Raw genomic sequence first — 15,702 nt, forward strand, 5'->3', positions numbered from 1 at the left:
TAGGACAGTTTGATGGGACATCGTTTAAGTAAGATCTACACTCGCACTGGCGACTCAGGTACAACAGGGCTTGGAGATGGTTCACGAGTAGCCAAAGATGATTTGCGTATTACAGCCTTGGGTGATGTTGACGAACTGAATGCAACGATTGGTGTACTTCGTGCTCAGATCACAGCTAGCCAAATAGAAAGCAAAACCCAATGGGACAAAAGCTTAAGTCTTATTCAACACTGGCTATTCGATTTAGGCGGTGAGGTTTGTATTCCAAACTATCATTTACTCCAACCGATTTGTATTGAATTCCTTGAAAAAGAAATTGATCAAATGAACGAATCGCTGCCGATGCTCAAAGAGTTTATTTTACCTTCAGGTAGTCTGGCATGTAGCTATGCACATCAGGCACGTGCTGTATGTCGTCGTGCTGAACGTGCATTAATGTCGGTACACAGTCGTGATCAAAATATTCAAGCAACGGCTTTACAGCTATTGAATCGTCTATCAGACTGGTTATTTGTTGCTTCCCGTGCTTTACAACGTGCAGAAGGCGGTAGCGAAGTACTCTGGCAAAAGAACATTAATGACAGCATTGAATAAGCATAATTATTTCTAAGGTGAGTCGAAATGCGAATCATTGGTCATCGTGGTGCACGTGGTGAAGCCCCTGAAAATACACTAGGTGGATTTCGCTATCTACATGGACTGGGGATACGTGCAGTCGAGTTTGACGTACGTCAACTCAAAGATGGGCAACTGGTAGTTATTCATGATGATGATTTTGTGCGTACCACAGGTCGAGCACAACATGTTGAAAGCTGCGATTTATCTGAAGCTCAACAATTTGATCATCGCCATCAATGGCAGCATTGGACATTTGAAGAATACACCCCAAGTTTGCCGCATGTATTAGAATGCCTAACAGATTTTGACCACATCGAAGTGGAAATCAAAGCAGTCGCAGATGAAGCTGCTGCCGAACGCCTGATCGAGCAATTACATCAAGATTTAAAAGGTTTTGAGACTTCAGCAACGATCACTAGCTTTGATGTCAAAATTTTAGCTGCCTTACAACACATTCGTAGTCACTATAAACGCGGTTTGTTGGTTGAAATCCCGATTGGTGAATATGCCATTGAACTTGCTCAACAATATGAATGTCAGCAAATAGGTTGGAAAGACCAGCTTGCCACTGATGAGATCATCAAACTCACCCAACATGCGAATTTAAAAACCAGTGTTTGGACTGTGAATGACATTGATCGAGCAAAACATCTTCAACAACTCGGTATAGAGGGGTTGATTACAGATGTTCCTCAACTCATGCTGCAACACCTCAAACTGTAAAAAAAGACGACTTAAGTCGTCTTTATCTTTGGCGTTGGGCTTGAATTAGACGCTGACCTTTTTCATCTAACAAATATAAATTCGTCCCATCAAACTGAAACTTTTTCACACGCTGCATGGAGTCCATTAAATCAGCTTCTTGGGCCAAAGCCTTGTCACAACTATTGTGTCCAGCCATCACATCAAAATCTAATGTGCGTTGCGCAAAGTTATACGTATAACGACCATATAGGTTATTACACCCTGTATGACCAGAGACCAGATTTGTTGCAGAATTAAGAGCGAAATTTGGATATTGATTAAAGAATAATGCCCTTTTGTTATGAATGTGAGTAATTTGCCACGTTACATCTTGCACGCCATCTGTACTCTTGCGAACTTGTAGCGTTGGAAGTTGATTCACACGTTTTGGCTGCAAGGTTTTAGACTGGGTCGTTTGTGGTTGGCTTTGACAAGCCGAAATCACAAGAGCTGTCGATATGATTAAACTTTTGTTAAAAAATGCCTTCAAATAAGAAATGATATTTTTCACGGTAATTTGCTCAGACATTGATTTAGTTCACCTTTTAATTCATTGACCATATTAACAAATGAATTCTGTTACTGTTCTTTCGATACAACTGTACAATAATACTAGTGCTTATGAATCTGGGCATGCTAATATCTGTGATAAAATAGCAATATATCGTCATGATTGGTTTTGCTATCTCGTTTAGTTTTATTATCTTGTGCAAACAAGATTATTAGGAGCGCTGACGGATATGAATTCCGCCCCACTCAAGAAAGCACCCATTAATTGGATTGCAATTTTTGCATTGGTATTTTTACCAATCGTTGCGCTAATTACGGTTCCAATCTATAGCTACCATCATGACTTCAGTATGGGCGCATGGATTAGCATGTTCTTTTTACTGGCTGTAAGCAGTTTAGGTATTACCGCTGGCTACCACCGTTTATGGGCACACCGTGCTTATGAAGCAGCTTTACCTCTTAAAATCTTACTTATGATTGCTGGTACTTTTGCAGTTCAAAACAGTATTTTGTTTTGGGCTTCAGGTCACCGTACTCATCACCGCCATGTTGATGATGTCGATCAAGATCCTTATTCGATTAATAACGGTTTTTGGTATGCACACATGGGTTGGATGTTACGCAACTACCCTGCGGCTGAACCAAACTATAAAAATGCACCTGACTTGTTAAATGACAAGCTCGTCATGTTCCAACATAAATATTATGTTCCATTAGTAATCGCAGTGCATGCAGGTCTTCTATTACCAATCGGTTGGCTTGTTGGCGATGTTTGGGGCGTATTACTACTTGGTGGTTTAATTCGTTTATTCATTAGCCATCACGTTACCTTCTTCATCAACTCTCTTTGTCATATGTGGGGCAAACGTCCATATACTGACGAAAACACAGCACGTGACAATTTCATTTTAGCGATTCTCACTTGGGGTGAGGGTTACCATAATTATCACCATATCTTCCAATACGATTACCGTAATGGCGTGAAATGGTGGCAATATGATCCTACTAAATGGTTAATTTGGACAAGCTCTAAACTTGGTTTAGCCAAAAACTTACGTCGCATTCCTAGCTTCAATATCCAAAAAGCCGAACTTGCGATGAAGTTTAAGTATGCTGAACAAGACCTTGCGATTTATGGTCATGATGTCAATACAGATATTGCTCAGATGAAACAACGTATTGCTCAAGAATATGAAGCATTTACCAATACCTTAAATGATTGGGCTAAGTTGAAAGAGCAAGAACTTCAAACTAAAAAAGCAGCTATGGCTGAAAAGATTCATCAAATGGATCATAAGCTTAAAGTTGATTTCCAACTGCTTGAGCATCGTCTTGCTCATCACCGCGAATGCTTAGAAACTTTAGTTCGAAATATCAAAAAAGCACCTGTTTCAGAGTAATCAATTTACTCAATCAAAATGGTCTCTCAATGAGGCCATTTTTTATGCCTATAAGCATTCGCCTATTCAAACCTATATTTGATATAGTGATTACTCAGCCCATCTCTTGACCTTATTTTTATGCAATTTAATCCCCGTTACAATTCACTGAATCCTAAGCTCTATCACCAGCAACAACCAAGCCCTTTACGTGGTGCAAAGGCAGGTCACTTTAACGAAGCGTTAGCTGATGAATTGCAATGGAATGAAGAGGATAAAGCCAACTGGGTTGAGATTTGTAGCGGGCAAAAAACCTTTGCCGAATTTTCCCCTTTGGCCATGGTCTATGCAGGACATCAGTTTGGTCAATGGGCAGGACAATTAGGGGATGGGCGTGGTTTATTGATTGGACAAATTCTAAATCAACATGGACAAACCATTGATCTACACCTCAAGGGTGCTGGTTCCACCCCCTACTCTCGTATGGGTGACGGCCGTGCGGTACTGCGCTCAGTGATTCGTGAATATCTAGCAGGTCATGCACTGAATGCGCTTGGCGTGGCTTCAAGTCATGCCGTTGGTTTCACCACATCGACACAAGGTGTACAACGTGAAACTCTTGAACTTGGTGCAATGTTGTTACGCACCTCAGACTGTCATATCCGTTTCGGTCATTTTGAGTGGATCAATCAATATGCACCTGAACTTTTAACTGAATTTACGCAAAAGTGTATCGAATGGCATTATCCAGAATGCCTAGAAGCTGAGAACCCTGTTCTGGGTTTCGCTAAAGCTGTCATTGAACGTACAGCAATCATGATCGCCAAATGGCAATTAGTTGGTTTTGCGCATGGTGTAATGAATACCGATAATCTTAATATTACAGGCTCAACCTTAGATTTTGGTCCTTATGGATTTATGGAACGCTTTCGACCAAACTGGATTAACAACCACTCTGACTATCAGGGTCGTTATACCTATCAAAACCAACCAAGTATTGGACATTGGAATTTGTGGACATGGTTGAACAATCTTATTCCTTTAGCTAAGCCTGAGCATAAAGAACAATTCAAACAAGATTTAGCGACTTGCTTAGAACAATTTGAACCAATCTTTTTACATCATTATGGTCAAGGACTCTGCGAGAAGATGGGACTCCCCCATTTTCATAAAGACAGTTTAGATTGTAGTTTTGCATTCTTGCGAATTTTACAAACGGAACAACTCGACTATACGCAAAGTTTTATTCGCCTACAGAACAAGGAATATAAAACACTCCGTGATGATTGCTTAGATCTACGTCAGTTTGATGCTTTTCTCCATCAATATCAGGAAATTCGCAAAACTCAAGATACAGACAAGTTAGATCGAGTTATGCAAAGCGCTAATCCTCATTATATTTTACGCAATCACATGGCACAAAAAGCGATTGAACAAGCTGAACGTGGTGATTTCAGTGAAGTTGATCGTTTATTTAAGCTACTCAATCAGCCTTATCAAAAACAGCCTGATTTGGAAACTGAACAAGATACTGCACCTTTACCAAGTGATGTGCCTGAGGTGATGGTAAGTTGTTCATCTTAATTCCGAATAATTTTGATTTACTTAGTGCCGCTATCGCGGTTCAGGCGTGTTGTTTATCTAAAATAGATCGATAAAGCACATCGCCCTTGCTCAGAATTCATCAGAAATTATCCACAATTTCTGTGGATAATGTTGTGGTTATCCACAAGATAAAGTAAAACTACTTACTCATCAGGATATTCAAAACGATAGCCAACTCCATACACTGCCTGAATCCATTCATGGCGATTGCCTGTATCAGCCGCCTCAGTGATCTTGCGACGCAGGTTTTTAATATGGCTGTCTATCACCCGATCAGCCACATCAAAGCTGTCTGGGTTGATATGATCCAGTAGCTGTGCACGTGAATAGACTTGACCCACATGCTCTAAAAACAACTCCAGTAAACGAAACTCGGTCGGCGTTAAGTTTAAAGGCTTTTGTTGATACCAAATGCGTTGTTGCGCTTTATCCATACGGAATAAAGACTGATCTTCAGGCTCAGCTTTACGCTCTAAACGACGTAACACGGCTTGGACACGCGCTACCAATTCTTTTGGGCTAAAGGGTTTACACACATAGTCGTCTGCCCCCATGTTCAAGCCAAGCACACGGTGGATTTCTTCCGTACGTGCAGTGACCATAATAATCGGCAAATCCGACTGTTCACGGACTTTACGGCAAATGGTCAAGCCATCCATACGAGGCACCATTAAGTCTAAAATCATCAGACTCGGTTTACGCTGCGTAAAGCTATCGTAAGCTTCCTGACCATCATGAAACATACTGACTTCAAAGCCCGCTGCTTCAAGATAATCGCGGACCAATTGTGCAAGTTCTACTTCATCTTCAACCAGCATAATATGTTTCATACATACTTCCTTTTGTGTTTCATTTTTTTGGGAACGTTAACTTGCAACGTAAACCACCCAAAGGCGAATGATCAAAACTCAATTCGCCGCCCAAAGCTTTGGCAATTTTGACCGATAAAGCCAGACCTAAACCTGTACCACCGGTGCTCCGCGTACGCGAGTCGTCGACTCGATAGAAACGCTCACCGAGTCTTGTTAGTTGCTCATCAGTTAAACCATATGGACTGTCATCGACATAGACTGTCCAATCTGTTGCAGACTGTTCCGTATGAACTCGAACCTGACCACCTGCTTCGGTATAACGAATGCTATTACCCAACAAATTGACCATGATTTGCTTAAAGCGGTCAATATCAAGTTGTAACTCAGCGCCCTCACCTTCGACACTAATGCTTAAATGGGCCTGTTCAAATTTAGGCTTAAAGTTTTCCACTTCTTGCTCAATCACCGCCCACGGGTTCACGGTTGCAAAGTAACAGTTTAATTGCTGTGCTTCCGCTTGTGCCAAATCGGCCAAGTCATGCGTGAGTTTTTTCAAACTGGTGACTTGGCGTAACATCGATTCAAAATGCTCAGGCGTTGGTTTTCGAATTCCGTCTTGCATCGCTTCGATCTGCGCTTGTAACACTGCCAGCGGTGTTTTCAACTCGTGCGAAGTATCTGACACCCACTGACGACGCGAAATTTCATGCTGATCTAAAATCACAGCCAGTTGGTTCAGTTCATTGGATAAATCACCCAGCTCATCGTTTCGATTCACTTTAACTTGATGCTGAAAATTACCCTTTGTTAATTCACGCGTACCATTCAACAAGCGTTGAATCGGTGTCTTAAAATAAGTCGCAAGCAACAACGCAGCAATTAAACTAGCAAAAACGGTTAAACCATAGACCAGCAATAAATAACGTTTTTGGTTACTAAAGAAGTTGATACTCAATGCATCATCTTGATCAAGGACTGGTTTCAGCCCCAAATACCCCACCACTTGGTTATTCACCACAATAGGACGGAAAGAAACTTGATCATCCGAGGGTTCACCGACCACAAACTGACGCTGCGTATCGTATAAAGACAAACGCGAGCTCAGACCCAAACGGTCAGGCGTGGAAATAAACTGTTTTTTGCCTGTGTTTTGTTTGCTCTCTTGTTCAATCTCTTCTTTTTTACGATCTGGGCGGAACACATTTTGATTGGCGCTGAGTGGAAACTTTAAACCTTCGAAGGGTTGAAACTCCGAAGGTAAGTTTTCCTCCAAAGCTTGCAATTCTTGTTCGGTTAAAATCTGTTTTTCATGTTTGACTTCAGTGGTAGAGACATCACTGAGTAAGGTTTTGGTATTTTCTTTAAAATAACGCTGTTGCAGAGCAATATCGTACTGGCGGCGCAACCACCAACGAGAGAGACGGTCATAATCATCTGGCGCGGCATGTCCTTCAATCTGCAAAATTTGCGCTTGAATGGCATTGCCCCAGTCATGATAGGTACTATAAACGCCAGCCAAGTTATCAATCAGATGATCGAGCTTTTGCATTTCCACGTCCGCCACATATTTGGCAAAATTCTTTTGCATCGTCCAATGCAGCACACCTAAACTCACCGTGGTAATCACCAAAGTGGTCAGCAATACAGTGAGGAATAAGCGTAAAGCAATCGGTACGCGGCGAATCTTCAAAAGCAGTCTCTCGGTCATTCTTTTGCCTTGTTATTGTATAGAACACTGCATCAAAAAACTCTCCATTGTTTCTACATCTTTATGATTTAATCTTTAATCATCCAAAATCACATGCTCTTGTATGGGGGAGTTGTAGAATGAATAAGATGACAAAAATTGCTTTAGCCACTGCCAGCGTTTTATCTGTAGGTGCGTTGACTGCCTGTCAATCCACCCAAGCATCGAAAGATATGGAGCAGTCGCAACATATGCATGGTCATTATCAAAAAGACCGTCACATGACACCTGAACAACGCGAACAGTTTGAAAAAATGCGTACTGAACGTAAACAAGTCATGCAAGACATTAAAAAAGCCTGCGATGGCAAAGCGGTGGGTTCAGCAGTCCAAGTCAAAGCAGGTGAGCAAACACTAGAAGGCACATGTGCGATTTCGTTTAAACCGAACCGTGATGAAATGAAACGTGGTGAACATCGCCCAATGCGTGGTGATCAAGCCGGTCGTGGTGAATTCCGTGGCATGCATATGCAACGCGGCGAACCACTAACCGATGCGAAACGTGCTGAGTTAACCCAGCAATACGATCAACGTTTAGCTGAACGTCAAGCACGCCAACAAGCCGCAACCAAAGCCTGCCAAGGTCAAACCGATGGTAAAGCCGTTCAAATAAAAGTGGGTACGCAGACGATGGATGGTAAATGTATCGTTCACTTCCAGCCTAAAGCACCTGTTTCAGCACCAGATAAGGCTGCTTAAGCCACTCTAAAAAGCATAAATAGATAAAAAAGGCGCAAATGGCGCCTTTTTATTGGACATATCTCTTTACGGTTTTGACTATTTGTATCATTTCAAATTCAGCAAAACTATTTACACTCAAGCAACTTAGCCATTTCAAGGTAAAAATCTTTGACTTTGCAGTCACTAAGAAATGACCTGTAAAAGCTTGTACCGAACGATGACTTGCTGCACGATTAGCGGTACAAAATGCTGCCATTAGGCACATTTATCATTGACTAAGATTATAACTCTGGTTTAACCAGTATTGAGGAAAATGCTATGCCACAATACAAAGCACCCTTACGTGATATGCAGTTCGTATTGCACGAATTATTAAATGCTGAAGCACATTACGCAAAACTTCCTGCATTTCAAGGCACCGTAAGCCGCGAATTGGTTGATCAATATTTAGAAGCAGCAGCTGATTTCTGTGAGAATGAACTTTCTCCTATCAACCAATCAGGCGATCGTGAAGGTTGTACTTGGAATGATGGTGTTGTTACAACACCTACAGGCTTTAAAGAAGCGTATCAAAAATATATCGAACTTGGTTTCCCATCTCTTTCTGCTGATGAAGAATTTGGCGGTCAAGCATTACCAAACTCTCTAGGAATCACAATTTCTGAGATGGTTGGTACAGCAAACTGGTCTTGGGGTATGTACCCAGGTCTTTCTCATGGTGCTGTTCGTACAATTGAACACCATGGTTCTGATGAACAAAAAGCGACGTATATGCCAAACCTTGTATCAGGTGTTTGGACAGGTACAATGTGCTTAACTGAATCTCATGCAGGTTCAGACTTAGGTATTATTCGTACTAAAGCAGAACCAAATGATGATGGTAGCTATGCAATTTCTGGCGAGAAAATCTTTATCTCTGCTGGTGAACATGACATGGCTGACAACATCGTTCACATCGTTCTTGCACGTTTACCTGGAGCACCTAAAGGCACTAAAGGTATTTCGCTGTTCATCGTACCGAAATTCCTTGTAAATGCTGATGGTTCAGTTGGCGAGCGTAACGCTGTACGTTGTGCTTCAATCGAACACAAAATGGGTATCCATGGTAACGCAACTTGTGTGATCAACTTTGATAAAGCAAAAGGTTACTTGATCGGACCAGAAAACCGCGGCCTAAACTGCATGTTCACATTCATGAACACTGCACGTATTGGTACAGCCGTTCAAGGTCTTGCTGCATCTGAAGGTTCTTTCCAAGGTGCTTTAGCATATGCGAAAGATCGTTTAGCAATGCGTGCACTTTCAGGTCCTAAAGCGCCTGAAAAAGAAGCAGATCCAATTATTGTTCACCCTGCTGTTCGTAATATGCTTTTAACTCAAAAAGCATTTGCTGAAGGTGGTCGTGCACTTGTTTACTTATTGGCTCAGTATGCAGATATCGTTGAAAAAGGCGAAACTGAAGAAGAGCGTAAATTTGCTGACAACATCTTGTCTCTGTTAACACCTATCGCTAAAGCATTCTTAACTGAAACTGGTTCTGAATCTGCAAAACATGGTGTTCAGGTATTTGGTGGTCACGGATTTATTTCTGAATACGGTATGGAGCAAATTGTACGTGATACACGTATTGCTTGCATATACGAAGGAACAACTGAAATTCAAGCACTTGATCTTTTAGGTCGTAAAGTATTGCAAACTCAAGGTGCAATGTTGAAAGACTTCACCAAGATCATCCATAAATTTGTTGAAGCAAACAAAGACAATGCTGCAATGCAAGAATTCCTTGCACCATTGGCTGCTGCAAACAAAGAATGGGGCGATATCACGATGCAAATCGGTATGCGTGCAATGCAAAACCCTGATGAAGTGGGCGCAGCTGCGGTTGACTACATGTACTTCTCTGGTTATGTCACACTTGCTTACCTATGGGCACGTATGGCACTTGTTGCTCAGGAGAAACTGGCTGAAGGCTCAACTGATGTTGACTTCTACAATGCGAAAGTAGCGACTGCTCGCTTCTACTTCAAGAAGATCTTGCCACGTGTTCGCTCGCATGTAGATGTACTTTCAACTGGTGTTGCGCCATTGTTTGAACTTGATGCGGAACACTTCGCGTTCTAATCATAGATTAGAGTGAGATGCAACGTTCATCACAAAAAAAGGACTGGTCAGTTTTGACCGTCCTTTTTTTGTTTAATCAATGCTAAATTTAGATTATTCATTTATTTGTTCGTTTTATTTGATCACTTTGCACAGAGCCTGTGCCTAGAAGGGAACGATTATGCCAATTTACAATGCTCCTTTAGCAGACATGAAATTCATCTTAAATGATGTATTTAACGCAGAACAATTTTGGCAAGCTAATGAAAAACTTGCTCATGTAGATGCGGCAACGGCTGAAGCTATTTTAGAAGAAATGGCTAAATTTGCGCAGAATGTAACTCATCCTCTTAACCGTACTGGTGATGAAGAAGGCGCTCGTTGGGAAAATGGTGAAGTATTCACTCCAGCTGGTTTCAAAGATGCTTTCCGTCAATATGCCGAAGGTGGTTGGATTGGCTTAGGTGCTGATGAAGAATGGGGCGGTCAGGCAATGCCAAAAATGCTGACTGTTCTTGCTGATGAGATGTTATTCGCAACCAATCCATCATTCTTGCTCTACCCGCTTCTTTCTGTGGGTGCAGGTATGGCATTAAACAGCTATGCATCTCAAGAGCAAAAAGAAACTTATTTACCTAAAATCTACTCTGGCGAATGGTCAGGTACGATGTGCTTAACTGAACCGCATGCAGGTACAGATTTAGGTATTATTAAAACTAAAGCTGAACGTAATGAAGATGGTACTTACAACATCACAGGTACAAAAATCTTTATTACAGGCGGTGACAACGATTTAGCTGAAAACATCATTCACTTAGTTCTTGCAAAGACACCTGATGCTCCTGCTGGTTCACGTGGTATCTCTTTATTTATCGTACCTAAGTATCTTGTAAATGAAGATGGTTCTTTAGGCGAACGTAACTTAGTTGGTGCCGGTTCAATCGAACACAAAATGGGGATCAAAGCGTCTGCGACTTGTGTCATGAACTTTGACGGTGCTAAAGGTTTCATCGTTGGTAAAGAAAATGAAGGTCTTGCAGCGATGTTCGTCATGATGAACTATGAACGTTTATCGATGGGTATCCAAGGTCTAGGTGCTTCTGAATTTGCTTATCAAAATGCTGCACAATACGCGACTGATCGTTTACAAGGTCGTAGCGCTTCAGGTGTTCAGTCACCAAGCAAACCTGCAGACAGCATTTTAGTTCACGGTGACGTTCGTCGTATGTTACTAAACGTACGTGCTAACAATGAAGCATCACGTGCATTTGCTGTTTATGTCGGTCAACAGCTCGATATTACGAAGTTCTCAACCGATGCTGAAGCTGTTAAAAAAGCCAATGACCGTGTTGCGCTTTTAACACCTATTGCTAAAGCTTATCTAACAGATACAGCATTCCAAGCAACGCTAGATGCACAAATGGTATTTGGCGGTCATGGTTTTATCCGTGAATGGGGTATGGAACAATGTATCCGCGATCTTCGTATTGCTCAAATCTATGAAGGAACGAACGGTGTTCAATCACAAGACTTAATCGGTCGTAAAGTGATTAAGAATGGTGGTGCTTTCATCGCTGAATACATCGCTGAAATTCGTGACTTTGCAAATACATTAGATGCAGATTTGAACTTCATTAAAGATGCAACTTTAGATGCAGCAACTGAAGTAGAAGCAGTTACTCAATTCATCATTGAGCAAGCAGCTGAAAATGTAGAGTTCCCTAACTCTGCTGCTGTAGATTACTTACATGCGGTTGGCTTACTCAGCTTCAGCTACATGTTTGCAAAAATTGCTGCTGCTGCTAAAGATAAGTCAGGTGACTTCTATCAAAACAAACTTGCATTAGCTCAATACTTTGTGACTCGTATCTTGCCTGAGTTAGAGGCTCGCATTAAGAAAGTTGAAGCTGGTTCTGATCTCATTATGAACTTCAGTGAAGACTATTTTACAAACCAATCTTAATTGAATTAAGAAATAAAAAACGCCTGAAAATTCAGGCGTTTTTTATTGGATTCTTTAATTAAAGAAGATCAACCCACGATAAGATTGATGTTTTTGATGAATAACTTGGATTGGCTGAATCATCCATTAAACTAGAGTCATATGTAATTGTCATATTACCACCACCCTTGAATTGGGTAGGACTCGTAGAAAACTGATAGCCGCCGCTGCCATTTGATTCAATATTAGCAACATACAATGCACCGACATAATCTCCACCATTACCTCGCACATCATAATTCCCCCCCAAGACCAACAATATTCCTTGGAATGAGCATTGATTACCATTAGTTCTTAAACTACCTGTAATAATCACGATCCCAGAACATGCGGGTAAGGAACCGCTAACATCACCTTCCACATAAGTAACGCCAGCAGCATTTTTAATCGAGTTAACAAAATCCATAACCCGATTAGCATCTCCCCACAAACCAAGATCAGTGTTTTTTACACATGCCCCCGATGAAGGACAACCACTACCACCAGGATAATGAGCTGAGTCTCTACGATTGCTAGGAATACCATTTACAACAGTACTGTTTGAAGAAGCATCCATAGTGGCAATCGCGAGCTTATGCCCACCGTCAATCCTGAATACGTTACTGTTTGCGCCAGAAAATGAGCTTACTTCACCAGCTAAAGTTAATGCGGCTGGTAACTCTGGTAATCTTACTGCTTGCGGTGCAGCAAATTTAACTTGATAAACACTTTCTCCAAGAATCTTCGTATCAGTTCCAGTCCCCTTGATTAAATTCCCTGTAATCTGTACGGTTACTTGCTTATGCGTATCATCCCAACAAGGATTAGTGTTCGCAACTGCACAACCTGCAATATTTGCATCGGTTTTAATCCAATAGTAACGACCACTTTGAACATTAGATGCACTCACACCTCCAACGGGACTTGTATAGGGAATTAAGCTATCTGCTAAATTCCCTTTCCATGAGTTTTTATCAGTACTACTGGTTGGCCAACCCAATGATTTAAATCGATTGTCAGCCCAATTAAAAAATTGAGTTGCACCATCTTCAGCTGCATTGCTTGTCGTGACTTTATTATTGATATTTGCAGTCATCTTGTCCTGCATAATAGTTCCACGCATCGCATACAAACTAATCATTGTTGCAACAAATAGAATAACTACTGTTATGATCAAAACTGAACCTTGTTGTTTTTTCATAGTTAATCTCCTTAGGAACTCACGGTAATGGTTCGAGTAGGTGAAGAACCACAAGTCAAAGTCAAAGTCATACTCTTGTTATTACCATTTGGTAGCTGATAGCTTTGACTACTGCCCAGTGCTTGAGGCGTATTTCCATCTCTAGAAATTCTCCAGCTAGAAGAGATACTTCCACTTACAACGACTGAAACCGTACCCGCTTTACCTATACCAGATATGCTATGAGTCGTTCGATCTGGCCAAGCAGTATTGTTAATTTTAATCTGACCTAACTCTGATGCAGAGCAATCAGCTGGTGGAGGAGTTTCATTTTCATTGTCTCCTCCTTCATTTTGATCACTACCGCCCCCCACGGTAGATCCACCACCACTCTGATTGCCCCCACCTGTAGACGGATTACCAGAGTTATTACTTGGAGGATTAGCGTGACTAGTACCACCACTTGAAGCCAACTTGGTTAAGGCCAACAAATGCGAAGTTGCGATAAAATCAATCGTCGGTTGCTTACCATTACCCTCCGAAACTGTCATTTGCGTTAGAACACTCGTCACCGTATTCCAAGCATTTACCACTAAACTATTCTCTGCATTACTACTGCCGCTAAATCGTGGTTGGTAAACTAATGAATTAGTACTAGCTCCATTTTGAATACCATATGAAAATTTAATTTCAGAAATATCTTTAGCGAGGACATAAGTTAAATTTGCATCATTGTTAAGAACACAAACCAATTCATTGTTTGTGTTCACTTTGAAAGTATTGATCCACGAGTTGTTAACTTGCCCTAAACAATCGCGCTGTGTTCGATCAAAAGTTACAATTAACTCATTATTATTTGTTGGAATACCTAACTCATTTGCTTGTCTAACTAAACGTGTAATTGTCGTAGAAGCAAAGCGGAAATTCTCTTGAGAACGATCCATTACATCTTTTTCAAGAATCAATTTTTGGTTAGAAAAAAGGATGGTTAGTGCCCCACCTGTGATAATAAGCCCGATGGTCAACCCCACCATTAATTCAACAAGAGAAACACCAGCTTGCGAATGTCGATAATTAACTATTGTTCTTTTCATACGATATTCCTCTATTACACTTCACATTTAGGCACTGAAAAATAATAGATAAAAGTTTCTTTTTGAGCAGGATCTGCGGCATACCATTTTGCCTTTTTGTTTTCCCATTCAATTGTGATTTTGTATCGTCTCTTCGTGGCATTCTCGACTTCGAGATTTCCAGACCAACCATTCATTCGACCATGCAAGGCTTTTTGATTGGAAGTAAGACCCTGAACAAAACTACTGTTATTCCCTGTTACTTTCCAACGATTTTGCCACTGTACTTTTAATGCTGTAATTTTTGTGGATGAAACCTGACCTGAGCTATCATCCAAAGAACAAACACTTGCCCACATGCGGTCTACTAAATCATTCGCTTGAATAGTTGCTATCGTTCGTTGCGTTGTTAATGCACTTTGCTGCATAGATTTTAAATGCAGTATGCCAAGCCCCAATAACACACCAGCAGTGATAAACATTGCGATTAGTGCTTCAAATAATGCAAATCCTTGTTGTGAGTTCATTTTATTCATGATTAGCACCCTGTCTTACTTTTGAATGCTCTACCGATAATCTCGACACAAACGTAATAAGTGTCGGCACCCGTGATTGCCACGGTAATCTCATGTTCAGCTGTAGTGGATCCCACAGGATTAAAAGAAATTGTTTCAGGTGCTGTAATCGAAAGTTGCGAGTTTCCAAAGCTTAATTTTTGTATTGGTGTAGTTGAAGCAGATGATTTTGCAATTAGACCTGTTGACCAATTGGTTTTATTTGCACTCAAGCAATTTGTCCCATCTGAACTACCACAGACTGTCACTGTTTTCCCAAGTCTTACCGCCTCAGTTCGAGATTGTTGAAGAAAGTTGAAAATATCTCCACTGCTCGTTTTTACTTTTGAGTTGTTTAACATATTACTTAGATTTGGGAGTGCGAAAGCTGAAATAATTGCCAAAACAGCAATCGTGACCAATAGTTCTACTAAAGTGAATGCTTTTATTTTTTTCATTTCCAGCATCCTGAGGTCGTTGGTGTTTTCGCACCATCTTCTTTTAAAGTCAAAGTCCCACATTGACTATCAGATTGCGCAGTTGTTGGTGTTGCAGTAATCGTATAAGTCTGCGATGCAGTACCGATACTAATTGAGAATGTATAATGGCTTTGTTGCATAAATAAATTTCATCCCCATACATGTTAGATGAATACAGAATCAAAAAGCCGATACAAAACAACGAACTGGTCTGAGTACAATCAGGCTTTACGTCAACGG

15 protein-coding genes are annotated in these 15,702 nt (G+C 41.0%); 7 read left to right on the forward strand and 8 right to left on the reverse strand.

What is annotated here, in order from left to right:
- The first annotated feature begins 12 nt into the window (after positions 1-12).
- Together ACSC97_RS07770 and ACSC97_RS07775 are read left to right on the forward strand one after the other, a co-directional pair.
- Entirely contained in the window at positions 13-594 is a 582-nt protein-coding gene (locus tag ACSC97_RS07770) for a cob(I)yrinic acid a,c-diamide adenosyltransferase (RefSeq protein WP_125298572.1), read from the forward strand.
- A gap of 27 nt (positions 595-621) precedes the next feature.
- Entirely contained in the window at positions 622-1,341 is a 720-nt protein-coding gene (locus ACSC97_RS07775; protein ID WP_042891266.1) for a glycerophosphodiester phosphodiesterase, read from the forward strand.
- Between the two features lie 22 nt (positions 1,342-1,363).
- On the opposite strand, the gene ACSC97_RS07780 is transcribed toward ACSC97_RS07775, so the two are convergent.
- Positions 1,364-1,891: an META domain-containing protein gene (locus tag ACSC97_RS07780; protein ID WP_039047040.1), complete on the reverse strand. Its 528-nt coding sequence runs from the start codon at positions 1,889-1,891 to the stop codon at positions 1,364-1,366.
- 211 nt (positions 1,892-2,102) lie between these two features.
- Between ACSC97_RS07780 and ACSC97_RS07785 the strand changes: the two genes are divergently transcribed.
- Together ACSC97_RS07785 and ACSC97_RS07790 are read left to right on the forward strand one after the other, a co-directional pair.
- The gene (locus ACSC97_RS07785; protein ID WP_004908876.1) at positions 2,103-3,272 is read left to right on the forward strand and encodes an acyl-CoA desaturase; all 1,170 of its coding nucleotides are present in this window, start codon (positions 2,103-2,105) and stop codon (positions 3,270-3,272) included.
- A gap of 120 nt (positions 3,273-3,392) precedes the next feature.
- The gene (locus ACSC97_RS07790) at positions 3,393-4,835 is read left to right on the forward strand and encodes a protein adenylyltransferase SelO (protein ID WP_436660236.1); all 1,443 of its coding nucleotides are present in this window, start codon (positions 3,393-3,395) and stop codon (positions 4,833-4,835) included.
- A gap of 164 nt (positions 4,836-4,999) precedes the next feature.
- On the opposite strand, the gene ACSC97_RS07795 is transcribed toward ACSC97_RS07790, so the two are convergent.
- Together ACSC97_RS07795 and baeS are read right to left on the reverse strand one after the other, a co-directional pair.
- Complete coding sequence (locus ACSC97_RS07795) at positions 5,000-5,686, reverse strand: response regulator (RefSeq protein WP_436660238.1); 687 nt, start codon at positions 5,684-5,686, stop codon at positions 5,000-5,002.
- A 19-nt stretch (positions 5,687-5,705) separates the two neighbouring features.
- On the reverse strand, positions 5,706-7,358 hold the full coding sequence (gene baeS / locus ACSC97_RS07800; protein ID WP_436660248.1) for a sensor histidine kinase efflux regulator BaeS: 1,653 nt from the start codon (positions 7,356-7,358) through the stop codon (positions 5,706-5,708).
- A 137-nt stretch (positions 7,359-7,495) separates the two neighbouring features.
- Here baeS and ACSC97_RS07805 point away from each other — a divergent pair, with 137 nt between their 5' ends.
- From ACSC97_RS07805 to ACSC97_RS07815, 3 genes are all read left to right on the forward strand, one after another.
- The gene (locus ACSC97_RS07805; RefSeq protein WP_039047044.1) at positions 7,496-8,113 is read left to right on the forward strand and encodes a hypothetical protein; all 618 of its coding nucleotides are present in this window, start codon (positions 7,496-7,498) and stop codon (positions 8,111-8,113) included.
- A 300-nt stretch (positions 8,114-8,413) separates the two neighbouring features.
- Positions 8,414-10,216 carry an acyl-CoA dehydrogenase C-terminal domain-containing protein gene (locus tag ACSC97_RS07810; RefSeq protein ID WP_039047046.1) on the forward strand — a complete coding sequence of 601 codons (1,803 nt, stop codon included), beginning with the start codon at positions 8,414-8,416 and terminating at the stop codon, positions 10,214-10,216.
- Between the two features lie 160 nt (positions 10,217-10,376).
- Positions 10,377-12,158 carry an acyl-CoA dehydrogenase C-terminal domain-containing protein gene (locus ACSC97_RS07815; RefSeq protein WP_436660241.1) on the forward strand — a complete coding sequence of 594 codons (1,782 nt, stop codon included), beginning with the start codon at positions 10,377-10,379 and terminating at the stop codon, positions 12,156-12,158.
- A gap of 58 nt (positions 12,159-12,216) precedes the next feature.
- Here ACSC97_RS07815 and ACSC97_RS07820 read toward each other — a convergent pair whose 3' ends face one another.
- Genes ACSC97_RS07820 through ACSC97_RS07840 form a run of 5 tightly spaced genes read right to left on the reverse strand, consistent with a single transcriptional unit; the run spans position 12,217 to position 15,602 of the window.
- The gene (locus ACSC97_RS07820; protein ID WP_436660243.1) at positions 12,217-13,377 is read right to left on the reverse strand and encodes a pilus assembly PilX family protein; all 1,161 of its coding nucleotides are present in this window, start codon (positions 13,375-13,377) and stop codon (positions 12,217-12,219) included.
- 11 nt (positions 13,378-13,388) lie between these two features.
- On the reverse strand, positions 13,389-14,450 hold the full coding sequence (locus ACSC97_RS07825) for a PilW family protein (RefSeq protein ID WP_416689595.1): 1,062 nt from the start codon (positions 14,448-14,450) through the stop codon (positions 13,389-13,391).
- Between the two features lie 14 nt (positions 14,451-14,464).
- A complete protein-coding gene (locus ACSC97_RS07830) occupies positions 14,465-14,965 on the reverse strand; it encodes a type IV pilus modification PilV family protein (protein WP_004950390.1) in 501 nt (166 codons plus the stop codon).
- 2 nt (positions 14,966-14,967) lie between these two features.
- Positions 14,968-15,441, reverse strand: coding sequence for a GspH/FimT family pseudopilin (locus tag ACSC97_RS07835; protein ID WP_099949129.1), 474 nt, complete (start codon positions 15,439-15,441; stop codon positions 14,968-14,970).
- Positions 15,438-15,602: a type IV pilin protein gene (locus ACSC97_RS07840; RefSeq protein WP_436660246.1), complete on the reverse strand. Its 165-nt coding sequence runs from the start codon at positions 15,600-15,602 to the stop codon at positions 15,438-15,440. The genes ACSC97_RS07835 and ACSC97_RS07840 overlap by 4 nt, the downstream gene beginning before the upstream one ends.
- Positions 15,603-15,702: the final 100 nt, after the last annotated feature.

It is taken from the genome of Acinetobacter sp. P1(2025), assembly GCF_051390655.1.
Lineage (GTDB): Bacteria > Pseudomonadota > Gammaproteobacteria > Pseudomonadales > Moraxellaceae > Acinetobacter > Acinetobacter junii.

Excerpts from the sequence above, each read along its gene's own strand:
- ACSC97_RS07790 (WP_436660236.1), top strand. The coding sequence starts at position 3,393 with ATGCAATTTAATCCCCGTTACAATTCACTGAATCCTAAGCTCTATCAC.
- ACSC97_RS07825 (WP_416689595.1), bottom strand. The coding sequence starts at position 14,450 with ATGAAAAGAACAATAGTTAATTATCGACATTCGCAAGCTGGTGTTTCT.
- ACSC97_RS07775 (WP_042891266.1), top strand. The coding sequence starts at position 622 with ATGCGAATCATTGGTCATCGTGGTGCACGTGGTGAAGCCCCTGAAAAT.
- ACSC97_RS07805 (WP_039047044.1), top strand. The coding sequence starts at position 7,496 with ATGAATAAGATGACAAAAATTGCTTTAGCCACTGCCAGCGTTTTATCT.
- ACSC97_RS07770 (WP_125298572.1), top strand. The coding sequence starts at position 13 with ATGGGACATCGTTTAAGTAAGATCTACACTCGCACTGGCGACTCAGGT.
- ACSC97_RS07795 (WP_436660238.1), bottom strand. The coding sequence starts at position 5,686 with ATGAAACATATTATGCTGGTTGAAGATGAAGTAGAACTTGCACAATTG.
- ACSC97_RS07820 (WP_436660243.1), bottom strand. The coding sequence starts at position 13,377 with ATGAAAAAACAACAAGGTTCAGTTTTGATCATAACAGTAGTTATTCTA.
- ACSC97_RS07810 (WP_039047046.1), top strand. The coding sequence starts at position 8,414 with ATGCCACAATACAAAGCACCCTTACGTGATATGCAGTTCGTATTGCAC.
- ACSC97_RS07830 (WP_004950390.1), bottom strand. The coding sequence starts at position 14,965 with ATGAATAAAATGAACTCACAACAAGGATTTGCATTATTTGAAGCACTA.
- ACSC97_RS07815 (WP_436660241.1), top strand. The coding sequence starts at position 10,377 with ATGCCAATTTACAATGCTCCTTTAGCAGACATGAAATTCATCTTAAAT.
- ACSC97_RS07780 (WP_039047040.1), bottom strand. The coding sequence starts at position 1,891 with ATGTCTGAGCAAATTACCGTGAAAAATATCATTTCTTATTTGAAGGCA.
- ACSC97_RS07835 (WP_099949129.1), bottom strand. The coding sequence starts at position 15,441 with ATGAAAAAAATAAAAGCATTCACTTTAGTAGAACTATTGGTCACGATT.
- ACSC97_RS07840 (WP_436660246.1), bottom strand. The coding sequence starts at position 15,602 with ATGCAACAAAGCCATTATACATTCTCAATTAGTATCGGTACTGCATCG.
- ACSC97_RS07785 (WP_004908876.1), top strand. The coding sequence starts at position 2,103 with ATGAATTCCGCCCCACTCAAGAAAGCACCCATTAATTGGATTGCAATT.